Below are 18,090 nucleotides of genomic sequence, written 5' to 3' on the forward strand. Positions count from 1 at the left end.
AACGGGCGGTGCCAGTCCGCCCCGGCGCGCGTACCCCGTGACGGACCCGTCCGGACTCTGGGCAGCCGCCGTTTGGTCATGTACCGTTCAATAATCTGTTGAGCGGAGGACGGCCGACTTCCGTTCTACGCGCGCAGACTTAGCGCCCGCACCGCCTCTCCCCCACTCCTGACGGAGGTTCGCCGGATGCTCGGATTCAGGAAATCCCGCCACAGACTCACCACGGCACTCGCCGTGTTCGGTCTGCTCATCACGGGGGCCGCCGTTCAGGCGGCGACCGTCATCCCCGCCCACGCGGCCACCCCCCACCGCGTCCTGTTCGACAACGGCCACGCCGAGACCGCGGGCAACGCCGACTGGATCATCTCCACCAGCCAGCCCGACCCGCTCGGCCAGAACTCCAGCCCGACCTCGGAGACTTCCTGGACGGGCGCCCTGTCCTCCTGGGGCGTGGCCCTGCAGAAGACCGGCAACTACAGCCTCAAGACACTGCCTTCGGGCTCCAGTCTGACCTACGGCGGCAGTGCCGCGACCGACCTGGCGAACTTCGACGAGTTGGTGCTTCCCGAGCCCAACACGCTGTTCACCACCGCCGAGAAGACCGCCATCATGACGTTCGTCAAGAACGGCGGCGGCCTCTTCATGATCTCCGACCACACCGGCGCCGACCGCAACAGCGACGGCTACGACGCGGTCGAGATCCTCAACGACCTGATGACCAACAACAGCGTCGACAGCACCGACCCGTTCGGCTTCTCCATCGACACGCTGGACGTCAGCTCCGGCTATCCGGCCGCCATCACTGACAGCACCAACACCATCCTGCACGGCGCGTTCGGCACCGTCACCAAGAGCCTGATCGCGGACGGGACCACGGCCACGCTCAAGCCGGCGGACAACTCGGCCGTCAAGGGCCTGCTCTACCGGTCCGGTTACTCCGGGAACACCGGCGCGTTCTTCGCGACCAGCACCTTCGGCAGCGGCAAGGTCGCCTTCTGGGGCGACAGTTCACCGATCGACGACGGCACCGGCCAGTCCGGCAACACCCTGTACGACGGCTGGAACGACACCGGCGCCACCAACGCCGCGCTCGCCCTCAACGCCACCGACTGGCTCGCCGGCACGACCAGCAGCGGTGGTGGCGGTGGCGGCGGAACCGGCACCTGCACGGCCGCGCAGCTGCTCGCCAACCCCGGCTTCGAGTCCGGCAGCACGTCCTGGACCGGCACCAGCGGTGTGATCACCAACAGCTCCAGCGAGGCGGCGCGCACCGGCTCGTACAAGGCTTGGCTCAACGGGTACGGCTCGGCCAACACCGACACGCTCTCCCAGGCCGTGACCATCCCCTCGGGCTGCTCGGCCACCCTGAGCTTCTATCTGCACGTGGACACGGCCGAGACGAGCACGACCACGGCGTACGACACCCTCAAGGCGCAGGTCGTCGACAGCAGCGGCACCGTGCTGTCGACCCTGGCCACGTACTCGAACCTGAACGCCGCGTCCGGGTACACGCAGCGCTCGTTCAGCCTCGGCAGCACCTACGCCGGGCAGACCGTCACGATCAAGTTCACCGGCGTCGAGGGCTCCACGCTCCAGACGTCGTTCGTCCTCGACGACACCGCGCTCAACGTGAGCTGAGCACGGGCCGGACGAGGGGCGGGCCCGAACCGGGTCCGCCCCTCGCGCCGTTCCACCGGGCCCGGACGGCTCAGCCAGGACCGGGCCGTTCCACCAGGCCCGGACGGTTCTACCGGGCCCGGACGGTTCTACCGGGCCCGGACCGTCCGCTCCGGCGTGTTCCACCCGGAGATCCGCACCGCCGGCCCGGTCCCGTGCAGATCGGCCGTCCGGCAGGTCGCCGTCAGCGTCACCGACTCACCCGGCCACAGACTCACCTCGTTGTCGGACCACCGCACCGGCAGCACCGGCCTGCCCTTGCCGTCGATGAGATGCGCGTCGGTGAACAGAGCGGGCGTCTTCCCGCTCCCGTCGTCGCGCAGGACGACCTTCGTCGTGGAGGTCCCGCCAGGACCCGACGAGGTCGACACCGAGGCCGAAACCGGCACCCGCGCCATGGAGTTGAGCCCCTTGAGGTCCGCGTAGCTCGTCGTCGGCGTGTAGTACCAGTCGGTGTGCGCCCAGTCGATGGTGTCCGGCCGGGTCGACAGCCAGTAGACGTTGCGGCTGACCTCCCTGCCCCCGGCGTCGCGCAGCACCAGCCGCGCCAGATACGTCGTCGACAGCCCCCTCACCGAGGACGGCACCGTGAGCGCGGTGCCGCGTGCCCCGTCGCCGCGCACAGCGACACCGGTCGCCGTCCTGTCGTACCTCTGTGTGCCGTCGGTGTCGAAGAGCGTGACGCGCGCCGTGAGGCCGGACACGGGCGCGTGCCGGTTGTTCACGACGACGACGGAGCGGTCGTCGTACGAGTACTGGATGTGCAGGGGCTCGTTGGCCTTCTTCGCCCCGAAGTAGGCTCCGCCCTGGTCGAGGTAACGGTCCATCAACTGCCAGTGCAGCGAGGTCCATCCACTGTTGAGCATCCAGTGGACGACCCCGGTCGAGGGCTTCGAGGCGTCGGTGGCGTTGCGCCCGTACGCCTCGAACTGCGCCCGCACGTTCTCGTACTGGGCGAGCTGCGCCTTGCGTACGTAGTCGGTGAGACCGGTCGGCGCGCCGTAGCGGCCGGCGAGGGCGGCGTCGTAGATCTTGAGGGTGCCGAAGACCGGGGACGGTGAGCGGTGGTACTGCTTGGCGTCGGGGTTCTTCCAGAGGGTGTCCAGTTCGGCGGGCGACATCATGCGGCGCAGGGTGTCGAGGGTGGGGATGTCGGGGCCCGCGCCGGTCTCGGAGTTGAAGCCGGTGGCGCCGCCCTCGCGCTTGGCGTACCAGTAGCCCGGCGGGATCCAGTCGTAGGGCCCGGTCATCTTCATGCCCGAACTGCCTGACACGGGGGAGGACTTGTCGGACGCGGCGGCGACCACGGGGGTCGTCCAGTCGGCCGCCTTCAGTGCGTCGAGGTACGTCTTCTCGATCCTGGCGTCCGGTGCGAAGTCGCTGCCGATGAGGAAGGAGATGACGCTCGGGTGGTCGCGCAGCCGGGCGGCCTCGGCGGCCATCGACGCCTTGGCGACCGGGTAGTCGGCGGCGGTCCACTTGTCGCCGGTCTCCGTGCCGTTGACCTGTCCCTCCCACTTGTCGCAGCATTCCCAGCCGGGCAGGGTGAGAATGCCGTAGCGGTCGGCGAGGTCGAAGAACTCGTCCGGCTCGATGTGGCCTTCGAGGCGGATCGTGTTGAGACCCAGATCGCGCACGTACTTCAGCCGGTCCTCGACGTACCCGCGGTCCCAGCGCAGGAACTCGTCCGGGGACCAGCCGCCGCCCTTGATGAGCAGCCTGCGGCCGTTGACGCTGTACTGCCGGGCGCCGTCGGAGTTCAGGGGTGCCTTGACGTCGCGGACACCGAAGTCCTCGTGCGCGGTGTCGGAGACGGTACCGGCGACGGAGGCGGTCAGATCGAGGCCGTACAGCGGCTGCCCGCCCATGCCCGCGGGCCACCACACCTTCGGTGACGTCAGACGCAGCCCGCGGACCTCGGACGGTGAGAAGGTGACCGCTCTCGTCTGGTGAGCCGCGAGCGGGACGCTCTTCGAGAAGGAGACCGGGCCGATGCGGCCGGACACCGTGGCGGTGACGGCCGAGCCGGTCTCGTTGCGTGCCCGCGCCTTGACCGTGAGGTCCGCGGAGCGGAGCGAGGGGACGTCGAGACGGGTCAGCACATGCGCGTCGCGCAGCGCGACCGGGCCGCCGCGGCGGACGAGGACGTCACGGACGATGCCCATGTTCTGGTCGGGCGGCGGCTGGAGCCAGTCGATCCAGCCCATGGTCAGGTTCTTGTCCGGGTCGTCGGGGCGGATACGGAAGGCGACCGTGTTGGTGCCGGCGCGCACCAGCGAGGTGATGTCCAGCTCGTGGTGCGTGTAGGCGCCGGCCACCTCGGCGGCGTCGGCGACGCGGCGGCCGTTGACGTAGACGTCCGCCGCCGAGATCACCCCGCTGAAGTCCAGATGGCTGCGCTCGGAGGTGTCGGTGACCGTGAAGTCCGAGCGGTACCACCAGGGCACGGTGAAGTCGGCCTTCGGGATCTTCCGCAGGTTGTCCGAGTAGAACGGATCCGCGTACGTCCCGTTCGCGAGCAGGGCCGCGAGGACCGTGGAACGGGAGCCGGCCGGGTACCAGCCGTTCACCCGGTAGCCGGGGCTGGAGACGGCGGACGCCGGGTCGGCGACCTTGGCGCTGGACTGGATCGCGTACCCCGAGAGCGCCGTGGCGCTGCCCGGCGCGGAGGCCACCGGCGTGACACGGACGTGCGGCACGGCGGTCGTTCGGGGGTCGGGCCCGTCGGCCCAGGCGCTCGCGGAGAGGGTGCACAGCAGGCCCAGTGCGACGGCGGCCGTGGCGAGGCGCCGCCGGGAGGCAGGGCGGTGGAACACGGTGATCTCCTTGGGAGGTGGGGGAGCATCCGCGCTTCGGCACTGCAAGTTAGGAAACTTTACTAACTCGGGTCCACAAGCTAGGCCGGTGAGTAGGTCATGTCAATCACCGGCGGGGCGGACGGCCCTGTTCGGCTCGTGGGATCCGAGCCGGCCGGCGAGGTACGACACCGACGCGTGCCGACGGTCGCGGTCCCCGGTTTCAGGAAGCCGACCTGCGCTCGAACACCACATCGCGTGCCGTGCCCAGTGCGGTGGCCACCGCGCCGAGCAGTACCGCGTCCTCGCCCAGACGGCCGGGTGCGATCCGCGGGCGCAGCGGCGTGAGAGCGCGCAGGGTCTCGCGGACGGGCCGCAGCAGCAGATCGACGCTGTGACCGACCCCGCCCCCCAGAACGACCAGATCGGGATCGAGCACCGCCGTCGCGGCGGCCACCGTGTGCGCGATCCGCTCGCCCTCCAGCCGGACCGCCTCGACCGCGGGTCCGTGGCCCTCCCGGGCGGCGTCGAAGACGGCCTTCGCGGTCAGCTGCCCGGTCATGCCGAAGTGCCGGGCGGCCTCGACGACCGCCTCGCCGGACACCGCGTCCTCCAGGGTCTCGGGCTTGTGCCGGCCGGGCCACGGCAGGAATCCGATCTCACCGGCCCCGCCGTGCGCCCCCGTGAACAGCCGTCCCTCGCTGACGACGCCCATGCCCAGACCGGTGCCGATCATGATGTACGCGAACAGCCGGCTGCCGGCGCCGACGCCGTACGTGTACTCGCCGAGCGCCGCGAGGTTCGCGTCGTTGTGCACCTCCAGCGGGATGCCCAGTTCCTCCCGCATCCGGTCGAACAGGCCCGCCCGCCCCCACCCGGGCAGATGCATCGCGTACCGCACCCGGCGCTGCTTCTCGTCGTAGACGCCCGGCGTGCCCACCACCGCGTGGGCCACCTCGTGGGCGCCCACACCGGAGTTGGCGACGACCTGGTGGGCGGTGGAGACCACGAGGTCGGCCATCGCCCCGGAGGTACGGGCGCGGTTGCGCACGTCGGCGCGCGCGACCACCGCGCCGTCGAGGTCGGCGACCGCGACGCGCAGCCAGCTCCGGCCGATGTCTATGCCGAGCGCGTACCCGGCCGCGGGGTCGGGGGCGTACAGGACGGCGACCCGGCCGCGCTCGGGAGCCCGCGTTCCGACCTCGTGGACCAGTCCCGCCTCCTCCAGCGCGGCGAGCGCGCTGGAGACCGTCGGCTTGGACAGACCCGTCTCGCGGGCGAGTTGCGCGCGCGAGGCGGCACCGCCGGCGCGCAGCCGGTCGAGGAGCAGCCGCTCGTTGGTGCTGCGCAGCCGCCGGCGGTTCCAGGGCTGTTCGGGCTGCTCTGCGGCGTCGCTGGCGGGCATCGGACCATTCTCACTCATTCATGACACCCCCTTGACGCATCTAGTAAGGCTCCTTAACTTTATCGCCCAGTCAGCCTCGCCGGGCGAGCCAAGGGGAGCCCAGCGCCGGCCGGTCACCCGCCGCCCTTGATCCGTCGGCCGCCGTCGAGGCCGGCCGTCACCCCGTACCTCTCCCCGCGTCCTGTCCTGAGGAGGACCCGTGTCCGGTACCCCGCCACCCACCGGCGGTTTCGTCCGCCGCGTCGGCCTGTTCCAGGCCATCGCCATCAACATGAGCCAGATGTGCGGCATCGGGCCGTTCGTGACGATCCCGCTGATGGTCGCCGCGTTCGGCGGCCCGCAAGCGGTCATCGGCTTCGTCGCGGGCGCTCTGCTGGCGCTCGCCGACGGGCTCATCTGGGCCGAGCTCGGCGCCGCCATGCCCGGTTCCGGCGGCAGTTACGTGTATCTGCGCCAGGCCTTCCAGTACCGCACCGGGCGCCTGATGCCGTTCCTGTTCGTGTGGACGGCGATGCTCTTCATCCCGCTGATCATGTCCACGGGCGTGGTCGGCTTCGTGCAGTACCTGGGCTATCTGGCCCCCGACATGGGCAAGACCACCGGCGACCTCGTCGGACTCGGCATGGTCGCCCTCGTCGTCCTCCTGCTGTGGCGGGGGATCGAGCACATCGCGCGGATCACCGCCGTCATGTGGGCCGTGATGATCGTCTCGGTCCTGCTGGTGATCGTCGCCGCGGCCACCGACTTCAGCGCCGACCTCGCCTTCACCTACCCGGCGCACGCCTTCGAACTCTCCGGCAGCCACTTCTGGATCGGCTTCGCGGCGGGCCTGACCATCGGCATCTACGACTACCTCGGCTACAACACCACCGCGTACATGGGCGCCGAGATCAAGGACCCCGGCCGTATCCTGCCCCGCTCCATCATCTTCTCGATCCTCGGCATCATGGCGATCTACCTGCTGCTCCAGATCGGCACCCTCGGTGTCATCGACTGGCACCGGATGACGGACCCCGGCGACATCGCCTCCACCTCGGTGGCCTCGGCGGTCATGGAGGAGACCTGGGGCAAGGGCGCCGCCGACACGGTCACCGTCCTCATCCTGATCACGGCGTTCGCCTCGGTCTTCACCGGTCTGCTCGGCGGCTCGCGGGTGCCCTACGACGCGGCCCGCGAGCGCGTCTTCTTCCGTCCGTACGCCAAGCTGCACCCCAAGCACCGCTTCCCGATGCTGGGTCTGGCCACCATGGGCGTCATCACGGCGATCGGCTTCCTGATCGGCCGCCACACCGACCTCGCCACCCTCATCCAGCTGCTGACCACGGTCATGGTGATCGTCCAGGCGCTGGCCCAGGTCGTCGCCCTGTCGGTGCTGCGCAAACGGCAGCCAGGTCTGCGCCGCCCGTACAAGATGTGGCTCTACCCCGTGCCGAGTTTCCTGGCCCTCGCCGGCTGGCTCACCATCTACGGCTACGCGGACAAGAACTCCCCGGGCCGCCACCCCATCGAGTGGTCACTGGCCTGGCTCGCCCTCGGCCTCGTCGCCTTCGTCGTCTGGTCGCGCAGGGAGAAGGTGTGGCCGTTCGGCCCGAAGGAGGTCACCGAGGAGTACCTGACAGCGCCGGTTCCGCAGACGGAGCCCGCCGGGGCGTGACGGCCCGGGGCGCCCCCGGACGCGCGATGTCCGGGGGCGCCCACCGCAATCCGACGGCCTGGGCAGACCTGGGCACCCGGACCCGCGGGGCAGCGTGTCGCCGCCGGTCACGGAGCTCAGCCATGGCCGTCGCCGTCCAGATGGCTCCAGGTCCGCAGGACGATGTCCCGGCCCTTCGCCGTACGGAGGACGGGCTCGTCGTCGGCGAGGACGAAACCCGCCGCCTTGGCGACCCCCTCGCTCGCGGTGTTGCCGTCCTCGATGCACAGGACGATGCGCCGGCCGCCGACGCGGCGGCGCGCGAAGTCCACGACGAGCCGGACCGCGCGGGTCGCGAGCCCCCGGCCCCGGTACGCGGCACCCACGCCGTAGGCCAGCTCGACGTCCCGCTCGTCGCCCGTGCCGGGGAACAGCAGGATCTCGCCCCGGGGCCGCTCACCGTCCGTGGTGATGGCCAGCTGTACGCCCCGCCCCTCGGCGCTCTTCTGCTCGGCCGCCGCGAGGTAGGCGAGCGCCGCCTCCGTGTCGAACGGCGAGGCGACCGGCGTCCACCGGTCGATCTCGGGATCGTCGTAGAGCGCGACGAGATCCGCGGCATCGTCGTCGGACCACTCGCGCAGTCGCAGCCCCAGCCCGTCGATACGCAGCGGCCCGGGGAAGTCGAACGTCGGTCGGCTGTCCATCGGACGATCGTGACGCGCCGGGCGGCCGACGGCCAAGGAGGCCGGGGCACGCACATGGATACGGACGGGGGCACGGACCCCACGGGCCGAGGACCACTTGGGGGGTGTCGGGGTGCGCCAGGGCCTGGCCGGGATAGAACTTGGACATCGTCCGATCGTCGGGAGGCCGTGATGCTCGTCCCCTTCGGGGCCCGTGATTTCCTGGACCGCGCTGTCACCGTGTACGGCGACCGTGTCGGCGTCGTCGACGAACCGGACCAGCCGGCCGAGTCCTGGGAGGGGCTGACGTACCGGCGCGTCGGGGAACTGGCCAGGGCCCAGGCCGCCGGGCTCGACGCGCTGGATGTCCCGCACGGCGCGCGCGTGGCCGTCGTCTCGCCCAACAGCGCCAGGCTGCTCACCTCGTTCTTCGGCGTCAGCGGCCACGGCCGGGTCCTCGTACCGGTCAACTTCCGTCTGACGGCCGACGAGGTGAGTTACATCGTCGAGCACTCGGGCGCGAGCGTCCTGCTCGTCGACCCCGAACTGACCGACCGCTTCGCCGGGGTCGGCTGCAAACACCGCTTCACCCTCGGCGCCGCCGCGGACGCGGAGCTGTACCGCTTCGGCACCGAACCCCGCCCCTGGGAGGCGGACGAGAACGCCACCGCGACGATCAACTACACCAGCGGGACGACCGCCCGGCCCAAGGGCGTACAGATCACCCACCGCAACGTCTGGGTCAACGCCACGACCTTCGCCCTGCACGCGGGTGTCACCGACCGTGATGTGTACCTGCACACCCTGCCCATGTTTCACGCGAACGGGTGGGGGATGCCTTTTGCGATGGCGGGCCTCGGCGTCCGGCAGATCGCGCTGCGCAAGGTCGACGGGGCGGAGATCCTGCGCCGGGTGGCCGAGCACGGGGTGACGGTGATGTGCGCGGCCCCTGCCGTCGTCAACGCGGTGCTGGCCGCCGCCGAGTCCTGGGACGGCGAGATCCCCGGCCGCGACCGGGTCCGCATCATCGTCGCCGGAGCGCCGCCGCCCACCAAGACCGTCGCACGGGTCGAGTCCCTGCTGGGCTGGGAGTTCATCCAGATCTACGGTCTCACCGAGACCTCGCCCCTGCTCACCGTCAACCGCACCCGTTCCGAGTGGGACGACCTCGCCCCGCAGGCCCGCGCAGAGAAACTGGTGCGCGCCGGCGCCCCCGCGCTGGGCGTGACCCTGCGCACCGCCGCCGACGGCGAGATCCTCGCGCGCTCCAACGTCGTCCTGGAGGGGTACTGGGAGCAGCCCGCGGAGACCGAACGGGCGCTGGCCGACGGCTGGTTCCACACCGGCGACGGCGGATCGATCGGCGAGGACGGCTATCTGACGATCAGCGACCGCAAGAAGGACGTGATCATCACGGGCGGTGAGAACGTTTCCTCGATCGAGGTGGAGGACGCGCTCTTCAGCCATCCCGCGGTCGCCGAGGTGGCGGTGATCGGCGTGCCGCACGAGAAGTGGGGCGAGACGGTCAAGGCCCTGGTGGTCCTCGCGCCGGGCGCGGAGGCGACGGAGAGTGAGCTGATCCAGTACTGCAAGGAGCGCCTCGCCGGGTACAAGGCCCCGACCTCGGTCGAGTTCCGGAGCGAGCTGGCCCGGACGGCCACCGGCAAACTCCAGAAGTACAAGCTGCGCGAGCCGTACTGGGAGGGACGCGACCGGGACGTCAACTGACCCTGTCCCCTGTCCCCTGTCCCCTGCCTCCTGACGCCGCGTGGCCGTGTCAGGGGGCGATGAGCAGGCGGGCGATGGCGCGGCGCGCGCGGGTCGGCGCCTGTGGGTCGCGGTGCAGTTTGATCGACTGGCCGACCGCGAGGATGACGCCGCCCAGCTCGAAGGCCAGCTGGTCCACATCCGTGCGTTCGGGGAGCCGGCCGGTCTCGACCGCCGTGTTCAGTTCCGCGAGGACGTACGCCGTCCACGCGCCCAGCGCGGCCCGGACCGCGTCCCGGACCGGGCCGGGGCGGCCGTCGAACTCGCTCGCCACCGAGGTGAGGAAGCAGCCTCCGTGCCCCTCGCCCTCGGCCATGTAGGCGATCCATTCGTCGTAGGCGCGGGTCAGCCGCTCCGTGCCGGGCCTGGCCCCGACGGCCCGCGCCGGCACACGCAGCCTGAATCGCTCGACCGCGGCTTCCAGGACGGCGAGCTGGAGTGCTTCCTTGCTGCCGAAATGGCCGATCACGCCGGCCTTGCTCATCGCCAGGCCGGTGGCCAGGCGTCCGATGGTGAGGCCTTCGAGGCCCTCCGCGGAGGCCAGTGTGAGGGCGCTGTCGATGATCCGTTCGCGGGTGTCGGCGGTTTCGGCGACGGACTTGCGCGGGCTCATAGGGCCAGCTTAACCTAACGACCGTTCGCCATTAGCGTACGAACGTTCGTTATCTATTTGGCGATGCGGCTCCGTGCCGGTGCCAAAGGGCATCCACGGGCACCTGAAGGGACTCATCGTGAAGATCCACCACCTGAACTGCGGTTCCCTGCGGACGATCGACAGTGAGGAGGGAAGCCTGCCCGCCGTGTGCCACTGCCTGCTCGTCGAAACCGACCGCGACGGCCTGGTCCTGGTCGAGAGCGGCATCGGTACGGCCGATGTGGCGCGGCCCGAGGAGAGCCTCGGGGCGGACTTCCTCGGCCGCGCCCAGCCGGTCCTGGACCTCGCCGAGACCGCGCTGCACCAGGTCACCGCCCTCGGCTTCCGGCCCGAGGACGTACGGCACATCGTGCTCAGCCATCTCGACCTCGACCACGCCGGCGGCCTTCCCGACTTCCCCTGGGCCAAGGTCCATCTGAGCGAGGCGGAGCACCGCGCGGCCATGGCGGCACCCGGAACCCACCCCGAGGACCGTGTCCGCTACCGCCCGGCCCAGTGGGCGCACCGCCCCCACTGGGTCACTTACGCGGAGCCGACGGGGGACCCCTGGTTCGGCTTCGACGCGGTCAGGCCGCTGGACGGCCTGGACGCGGAGATCCTGCTCGTCCCGCTCGGCGGGCACACCCGCGGCCACAGCGCGATAGCCGTCGAGGACTCCGGACGATGGCTCCTGCACTGCGGTGACGCCTACTACTTCCACCGCGAGATCGACCCCGACCACCCGGTGGGCCACCCCGGTCTGGACCTCCTCCAGCAGATCGCCGAGGTGGACAGGCCCCTGCGGCTCGCCAACCACGCCCGGCTGCGGGAACTGGTCCGTCTGCACGGCGACGAGGTCGACGTCCTCAGCGCCCACGACCCCTGGGAACTGGCCCGGTACACGGGCAAAGCCGATAGCGAGGGCGTCCGGTAGTCCAGTGACCCAGTAGTCCGGCAGGACGGCCCGGCGCCCTCGACGCCCGCCCGCGGCGTCGGCCGGCGCTCTCCCCGACCGATCGGAGGAAGATCGCGCCCCGGCCAATCCGTTTGGGCCTCAGCTTCGGAATACCTCCGAGAGCTCCGATCAGGAGCCGGGCGGGAGGAAACCGATGAGGCACAGGTCCGCAGGCCCTCTGGACAGCGGCGCGGGACGGGAACGGCAGGGGGCGCGCCGACGTACGGCCGTGATCGGCGGGGGAGTGGCCGGGCTCACCGCCGCCTACGTGCTGAGCCGTGAGCGGCCCGTGGCCCTCTACGAGGCGGACGACCGGCTCGGCGGGCACGCGCACACCCACGACCTGACCTCGTCCGACGGACGCCTGCACCGCGTCGACTCGGGCTTCATCGTGCACAACCACCGCACCTATCCGAACCTGTTGCGGCTGTTCGCCGAACTCGGCGTCGCCACCCAGGAGTCGGAGATGAGCATGTCGGTGCGGTGCGAGGGATGCGGACTCGAGTACGCGGGCGCGCGGGGCTCCGCCGGCCTGTTCGCCCAGCCGCGCAACGCGCTGCGCGGCTCCTACCTGCGGATGCTCGGCGAAGTGCCCGCCTTCCACCGCGCCGCCCGCCGCCTGCTGGCCCAGGACGGCGAGGACACTCTCACCCTGGGCGAGTTCCTGGCCCGGCAGCGCTTCTCGCCCTATTTCACCGGGCACTTCATGACCCCGCTCGTCTCCGCGGTGTGGTCCTGCGACGCGGCCACGGCCCGCCGCTACCCGGCCTCCTATCTGTTCCGCTTCATGGACCACCACGGCATGCTCTCGGTCGGCGACTCGCCCGTCTGGCGCACCGTGACCGGCGGCTCCCGGTCCTACGTCGACCGGCTGGCCAAACAGCTCGACGCGGTCCACACCTCCACCCCGGTCAGGGCCGTGCGCCGCCACGCCGACGGGGTGGACATCACCACCGAGGACGGCACCACCGCCTCGTACGGCTCCGTGGTCATCGCGGTCCATCCCGACCAGGCGCTGCGACTGCTCGCGGACCCCACCCACCTGGAGCGCGAAGTGCTCGGAGCGTTCCGCTACTCGCGCAACAGCACCCTTCTGCACACCGACACGGCGCTGCTGCCGCGCGCCCAAGGGGCGCGGGCCTCCTGGAACTACCTGATGCCCACCTGCGAGTCCGACGCGGACCGGGTCCGGGTGAGCTACGACATGAACCGCCTCCAGCGGCTGGACGCGCCCGAGACCTATGTCGTCACCCTCGGCGGCGAGGACCGCGTCGACCCGGCCCGGGTGCTGGCCCGCATGGAGTACGAACACCCCGTCTACACCCCCGAGTCCGTCGCCGCCCAACGTCAACTCCCCGCCCTGAACAGCCCGGTGACCGCCTACGCCGGCGCCTACCACGGCTGGGGCTTCCACGAGGACGGCTGCCGGTCCGGCGTCGGGGCGGCCGAGGCGCTGGGGGTGACCTGGTGACCGGCACCCCGGCCCTCTACCCCTGCACGGTCGCGCACATACGGACGAAGCCCACCCGGTACGCGCTCCGGCACCGGACGTACATGTGGCTGACCGACCCCGACCACCCGCCCGAACTGCCCTACCCACTGCGCCCGTTGGCCCGCTTCGACCCCCGCGACCACTTCGACGGCGACCAGCCGACCATCCGGGCGGGCCTGGACCGCTTCCTCGCCTCGCACGGCGTCGACCTGCGCGGCGGGCCGGTGCTGATGCTCGCCCACGCCCGGGTCCTCGGCCACGTCTTCAACCCGCTGACGCTGTACTGGTGTCACGACCGGGACGGCACCGCGCGCTGCGTCGTCGCCGAGGTGCACAACACGTACGGCGAACGGCATTCCTATCTGCTGCGCCCCGACGACAGCGGCACCGCGCGGACCCGCAAGGAGTTCTACGTCTCGCCGTTCTTCCCCGTCGACGGCGCCTACCGGATGCGACTGCCCGAGCCCGGCAGCCGCCTCGACCTGACGGTGCATCTGGAACGCGAGGGCGCCCGGCCCTTCACCGCCACCGTACGCGGAACACGCCGGGCCGCCACCGTCGGAGCGCTGCTGCGGCAGGCGCTTCGCCACCCGTGGTCCACCGCCGCCGTGTCCGCCGCCATCCGGCTGCACGGCATCCGCCTCTACCTGCGCGGACTGCCCGTCCAGCCCCGCACCCCGCAACGAGCCCAGGAGAACGTGAAATGAGGACAGCCGAGTCCTGCCCCGCCGAGGCACCCCGGCAGGACACCGACCCGCTCCGCTGGCCGGACGTGGTGACCCGGCCGGAATCCTCGCGAGCCCGCGCCGCCGTCACCCGCGCCGTGCTGCGCCGGGCGCTGGAACGCCTGCCCCTCCAGGCGCGGTTCGCCGACGGAACCCGTCTCGGCCTCGGCGGCCCGGTCATCGAGATCCACGACCCGTCAGCCTTCCACCGCCGCATCGGAGCCCAGGGCCTCGTCGGCTTCGGCGAGTCCTACATGGCGGGGGAGTGGGACGCGCCGGACCTGGTCGCCGCGCTCACCGTGCTCGCCGGGAACGCGGCCCGGCTGGTCCCGGCCTCGTTGCAGAAGCTGCGGGGACTCTGGGCGACGCGCCGGCCGGACGTCCAGCGCAACACCCCCACCGGCGCCCGCGACAACATCAGCCGCCACTACGACCTCTCGAACGACCTGTTCGCGCTCTTCCTCGACGACACCCTCAGCTATTCGTCGGCGCTCTTCCGGGGATTCCCCGCCTCCTGGCCGCTGCTGGCCGGCGCCCAACACCGCAAGATCGACCGGCTGCTGGACCTCGCCGAGGTCGGACCAGGCACCCGGCTCCTCGAAATCGGCACGGGCTGGGGCGAGTTGGCGATCCGTGCCGCCGCACGCGGTGCCCACGTCACCTCGCTCACCCTCTCCCGCGAACAACAGGCTCTGGCCCGTGAGCGGGTACGCGAGGCGGGACTCGACGACCGGGTGAGCATCGAGCTGTGCGACTACCGCGAGGCCGCGGGGACGTACGACGCCGTGGTCAGCGTCGAGATGGTCGAGGCGGTGGGCGAGGAGTTCTGGCCCGTCTACTTCGCCACCCTCGACGCGCGGCTCGCCCCCGGCGGCCGGGTCGCGCTCCAGGCGATCACCATGCCGCACGACCGCCTGCTCGCCTCCCGCGACACCTTCACCTGGATCCAGAAGTACGTGTTCCCCGGCGGACTGCTGCCCTCCGTGGAGGCGGTCGAAGAGGTGACCCGGGCTCACACCGGCCTGCGCACCACCCGCAGGGACGCCTTCGGAGCGCACTACGCGGAGACCCTGCGCCTGTGGCGCGAACGCTTCACCGAGCGGGCCGACGAGGTCGCCGCGCTCGGCTTCGACGAGACCTTCCGCCGGATGTGGACCTTCTATCTCGCGTACTCCGAAGCCGGGTTCCGCTCCGGCTATCTGGACGTCCAGCAGTACCTGTTCACGAAGGAGGACACTGCCCGATGAGCGGTTTCCCCTGGGGAGCGTTCGAGCGGAACCTCGCGCTCGCGGCCGTCGCGGCGTTCGCCGTCATGCTCGCCACCTTCGCCGTCGCCGTACGCAAGGGCCTGCACCGGATCGTGGACGTCGCCTGGGGGATCGGCTTCACCGCGGTGGCCCTCGTCACCTTCCTGGCGTCCGCCGGTGAGGGCGACGGGGCCCGGCGCGTGCTCGTCACCGTCCTCACCTCGGTGTGGGGACTGCGGCTGGCCGCGCACATCGCGCGGCGCGGCCGGGGCCACGGCGAGGACCCGCGCTACGAAGCCCTGCTGGCCAAGGCCCCCGGCAGCCGCGACCTCTACGCGCTGCGCATGGTGTACCTCCTGCAAGGGGCGCTGGTGTGGCTGGTGTCGCTGCCCGTCCAGGCCGCGCAGTACATTCCGGGGCCCCTGACGGCCTTCGCGTGGGCGGGCACCGCGCTGTGGGCGCTCGGCCTGTTCTTCGAGGCCGTGGGCGACGCCCAACTGGCCCGCTTCAAGGCCGATCCGGCCCACCGCGGACGCGTCATGGACCGCGGCCTGTGGAGCTGGACCCGCCACCCCAACTACTTCGGAGACTTCTGCGTGTGGTGGGGCCTGTTCCTGCTCGCCTGCGACAGCCCACAGTCGGCCGCCGTGGCGGCGGTGTCGCCGCTGGTGATGAGCTACCTCCTGATCAACGGCAGCGGAAAGCCGATGCTGGAGCGCCACATGGCGCAGCGCCCGGGTTTCACCGAGTACGCGGCGCGCACCAGCGGCTTCTTTCCGCGGCCACCGAAGCGTCGCGGCTGACCGGTCCGGAGTTCCCTCTTCGGCACCGCGGCGTCGCCTGTGGGTCCCCTCCCGCCGGAGGGGACCCACAGGCGGTACGGCGAGCACTTCGTGCCCTCACCGGTGCAGTGGGTGAGGGCACGAACGCTCAGGCGGGGAAACCCAGCAGAGCCAGCGGATCGGAGGTGGGTTCGGCCGAACCACCGGCCGGCTCCACGGTGATCCCCATACCGGACGCGCCGTCGACGGAACCCTCCATCAGCACCGCCTCGGTGGTGCGGCCCGGGTCCATCAGCCCGGCGGACCGCATGGTGCCCGCGTCGTCGAACCACAGCTGGTAGACCTTGCCGCTCGGCGGCTTCGCCATTCGCGCGGCGATGAACACCGCCTGGTCCCGGCCCTTGGACACCACGACCGTGCCGCTCGCCCCGCCCGCCAGCTTCGCCGTACGCGCCTTGGCGTCCGGGGCGGCGAGGACCGCGGCCACCTGGTCCGCACGCCGGTCGGCCTGCCGGGCCTGCTCCTGGGCGTCCTGGGCGCGCTCGTGCTGCCACACCGCCGTACCGCCCAACGAGGCGGCGGCGGCCAGCGCGGCGGCGAGCGCCCAGCGCGCGGGCCGCCGCCGGCGGATGCCGACGGCCCGGGGCGCCGTGAGGGCGATCGTGCGCGGCGACTCCTGCCGGACCGTGGTGATCCGGCGCATGACCTGGTCCTTGAGGGCAGGCCCCGGCGAGGCGGTGACGGCCAGGCCGAGGCGCGCGGCCGCGGCGGTCAGCTCACGGACCTCCTGCGCGCAGTCGGCGCAGTCCGCGGCGTGCCGCTCGAAACGCTCGCGTTCGTCGTCGCCCAGCGCGTGCAGCGCGTACGCGCCCGTCAGCGTATGCAGGTCCACTGTGGTCACGCCGTCACCCCCAGGCAGTCACGAAGCCGGATCAGACCGTCACGCAGGCGGGTCTTGACCGTACCGAGGGGAAGCGCCAGCAACTCCGCCACCTCCCGGTAGGTCAGCCCGCGGTAGTACGCCAGCGTCACGGACTGGCGCTGGAGCTCCGTCAGCGTGCGCAGACAGCGCCGTACCTGCTCACGTTCCAGGCGCGCCTCGACCTGCTCGGTCACGTCGTCGAACTCGGGTGTCCGGTCGAGGAGAGCGGCCTTGTGCTCGCGCGCCGCCGAGGCCTCGACCGAGCGCACCCGGTCCACGGCCCGCTGATGGGTGAGGGTGAGGACCCAGTTCATCACCGACCCGCGCTCTGGCCGGTAGCGGGCGGCGGTCCGCCACACCTCGACCAGCACCTCCTGCGCGACCTCCTCCGACTGCGCCCGGTCGCGCAGCACTCTGAGCACGATGCCGAGGACGGGGCCCGCCACGACGTCGTAGAGCGAGGCGAACGCCTCCTGGTCGCCCCGGGCGACCCGGTCCATGAGATCCGGCAGGTCCGGCTCCGCAGCCGGGTTCCTCCCGATCTCCACGGCTTCCTTCACAGTGTGGTCCTCCAGGACGCTTCGACGGTTCGGATGTGATCCGAAGCCGGTCGGGCCGCGGATTGGCCCGCGGGCCGGAAAAGTCCGGACGTGCCGGGAGACATCCCGGCAGGTCCGGCCGTACGGGCGCCCCGCGGACCGCGGCGAGCCCTCGGCGCTCAGACCTCCGCCGCCGACCGCAGACCGTCGCGCAACTGGTGCATACCGCGTCGGGAATGGCTCTTGACCGTGCCCAGCGGCCAGCCGGTGCGCTGGGCGATCTGGGTCTGCGTGAGGTCCTCGTAGAACGCGAGATGCAGCACCCGGCGCTGCGGTGTGGGGAGTTTGGCCAGCTCGTGCCGGACGAGGACACGGTCGAGCGTCGCCTCGGGGCGGGTCCGGGTGTCGTCGGCGAGGACGAGCAGGGCGCCGGCCGCGCCGACCAGCTCGGTGCGCCGGGTCCGCGCGGACAGCGCGTCGGCGATCTTGCGCCGGGTGATGCCGACGAGCCAGCCGACGACCGGGCCGCGCTCCGGGCGATAACCCCGCCCGCCCCGCCACACGGCGAGGAACACCTGCTGGGTGACGTCCTCGGCCTCGCGCGGGTCCCCCAGCGAACGCCGGGCGAGGGCCTGGACGAGGGGCGCCCAGCGCCGGTACGCGGTGGCCAGTGAGGCTTCGTCCCCGTCGATGATGCCCCGCGCGACGTCCGCGTCCGTGACCGCGCCCCTGACCGCGCCCGCGGCCGAGTCGGTGACCGTGTCCGCAGGCTCGACGGGCCGCTGTCCGGCGGTCGGATCTGCGTTCATGGCCACGGCTCCTCGCTCCGGGCCC

General features: G+C 71.5%; 15 protein-coding genes. 8 read left to right on the forward strand and 7 right to left on the reverse strand.

Going from position 1 to position 18,090, the window contains the following annotated elements; translation table 11 throughout:
- Positions 1–186 precede the first annotated feature (186 nt).
- On the forward strand, positions 187–1,638 hold the full coding sequence (locus ACZ6KY_RS20740) for a hydrolase (protein WP_469311743.1): 1,452 nt from the start codon (positions 187–189) through the stop codon (positions 1,636–1,638).
- A gap of 128 nt (positions 1,639–1,766) precedes the next feature.
- Here ACZ6KY_RS20740 and ACZ6KY_RS20745 read toward each other — a convergent pair whose 3' ends face one another.
- Both ACZ6KY_RS20745 and ACZ6KY_RS20750 read right to left on the reverse strand, forming a co-directional pair.
- Positions 1,767–4,493: a glycoside hydrolase family 2 protein gene (locus tag ACZ6KY_RS20745; protein ID WP_469311744.1), complete on the reverse strand. Its 2,727-nt coding sequence runs from the start codon at positions 4,491–4,493 to the stop codon at positions 1,767–1,769.
- Between the two features lie 202 nt (positions 4,494–4,695).
- Positions 4,696–5,877, reverse strand: coding sequence for an ROK family transcriptional regulator (locus ACZ6KY_RS20750; RefSeq protein ID WP_469311745.1), 1,182 nt, complete (start codon positions 5,875–5,877; stop codon positions 4,696–4,698).
- Positions 5,878–6,076: 199 nt separating this feature from the next.
- Here ACZ6KY_RS20750 and ACZ6KY_RS20755 point away from each other — a divergent pair, with 199 nt between their 5' ends.
- The gene (locus ACZ6KY_RS20755; protein ID WP_469311746.1) at positions 6,077–7,531 is read left to right on the forward strand and encodes an APC family permease; all 1,455 of its coding nucleotides are present in this window, start codon (positions 6,077–6,079) and stop codon (positions 7,529–7,531) included.
- 116 nt (positions 7,532–7,647) lie between these two features.
- Here the strand turns inward: ACZ6KY_RS20755 and ACZ6KY_RS20760 are convergent, their stop codons facing one another.
- Positions 7,648–8,214: a GNAT family N-acetyltransferase gene (locus tag ACZ6KY_RS20760; RefSeq protein ID WP_469311747.1), complete on the reverse strand. Its 567-nt coding sequence runs from the start codon at positions 8,212–8,214 to the stop codon at positions 7,648–7,650.
- Between the two features lie 171 nt (positions 8,215–8,385).
- Between ACZ6KY_RS20760 and ACZ6KY_RS20765 the strand changes: the two genes are divergently transcribed.
- A complete protein-coding gene (locus ACZ6KY_RS20765; protein WP_469311748.1) occupies positions 8,386–9,921 on the forward strand; it encodes an AMP-binding protein in 1,536 nt (511 codons plus the stop codon).
- 49 nt (positions 9,922–9,970) lie between these two features.
- Here the strand turns inward: ACZ6KY_RS20765 and ACZ6KY_RS20770 are convergent, their stop codons facing one another.
- Complete coding sequence (locus ACZ6KY_RS20770) at positions 9,971–10,573, reverse strand: TetR/AcrR family transcriptional regulator (RefSeq protein WP_469311749.1); 603 nt, start codon at positions 10,571–10,573, stop codon at positions 9,971–9,973.
- Positions 10,574–10,691: 118 nt separating this feature from the next.
- Here ACZ6KY_RS20770 and ACZ6KY_RS20775 point away from each other — a divergent pair, with 118 nt between their 5' ends.
- The 5 genes from ACZ6KY_RS20775 (at position 10,692) to ACZ6KY_RS20795 (ending at position 15,816) form a co-directional block, all read left to right on the forward strand.
- The gene (locus ACZ6KY_RS20775; protein ID WP_469311750.1) at positions 10,692–11,528 is read left to right on the forward strand and encodes an MBL fold metallo-hydrolase; all 837 of its coding nucleotides are present in this window, start codon (positions 10,692–10,694) and stop codon (positions 11,526–11,528) included.
- 175 nt (positions 11,529–11,703) lie between these two features.
- Positions 11,704–13,020, forward strand: coding sequence for an NAD(P)/FAD-dependent oxidoreductase (locus tag ACZ6KY_RS20780; protein WP_469311751.1), 1,317 nt, complete (start codon positions 11,704–11,706; stop codon positions 13,018–13,020).
- Complete coding sequence (locus tag ACZ6KY_RS20785) at positions 13,017–13,748, forward strand: DUF1365 domain-containing protein (protein WP_469311752.1); 732 nt, start codon at positions 13,017–13,019, stop codon at positions 13,746–13,748. Before ACZ6KY_RS20780 ends, ACZ6KY_RS20785 begins: the two co-directional genes overlap by 4 nt.
- Complete coding sequence (locus ACZ6KY_RS20790) at positions 13,745–15,013, forward strand: class I SAM-dependent methyltransferase (protein WP_469311753.1); 1,269 nt, start codon at positions 13,745–13,747, stop codon at positions 15,011–15,013. The genes ACZ6KY_RS20785 and ACZ6KY_RS20790 overlap by 4 nt, the downstream gene beginning before the upstream one ends.
- On the forward strand, positions 15,010–15,816 hold the full coding sequence (locus ACZ6KY_RS20795; RefSeq protein ID WP_469311754.1) for a DUF1295 domain-containing protein: 807 nt from the start codon (positions 15,010–15,012) through the stop codon (positions 15,814–15,816). The genes ACZ6KY_RS20790 and ACZ6KY_RS20795 overlap by 4 nt, the downstream gene beginning before the upstream one ends.
- A 127-nt stretch (positions 15,817–15,943) precedes the next feature.
- Here ACZ6KY_RS20795 and ACZ6KY_RS20800 read toward each other — a convergent pair whose 3' ends face one another.
- The 3 genes from ACZ6KY_RS20800 to ACZ6KY_RS20810 all read right to left on the reverse strand — a co-directional run bounded on the left by ACZ6KY_RS20800 (position 15,944) and on the right by ACZ6KY_RS20810 (position 18,065).
- A complete protein-coding gene (locus ACZ6KY_RS20800; protein ID WP_469311755.1) occupies positions 15,944–16,696 on the reverse strand; it encodes an anti-sigma factor in 753 nt (250 codons plus the stop codon).
- Positions 16,693–17,277 (reverse strand): sigma-70 family RNA polymerase sigma factor, encoded by a 585-nt coding sequence (locus ACZ6KY_RS20805; RefSeq protein WP_469311756.1) that lies wholly within the window; start codon positions 17,275–17,277, stop codon positions 16,693–16,695. Before ACZ6KY_RS20805 ends, ACZ6KY_RS20800 begins: the two co-directional genes overlap by 4 nt.
- Positions 17,278–17,435: 158 nt before the next feature.
- Positions 17,436–18,065 (reverse strand): sigma-70 family RNA polymerase sigma factor, encoded by a 630-nt coding sequence (locus ACZ6KY_RS20810; RefSeq protein ID WP_469311757.1) that lies wholly within the window; start codon positions 18,063–18,065, stop codon positions 17,436–17,438.
- Positions 18,066–18,090 lie beyond the last annotated feature (25 nt).

The organism is Streptomyces sp. NPDC042002 (assembly GCF_055588305.1).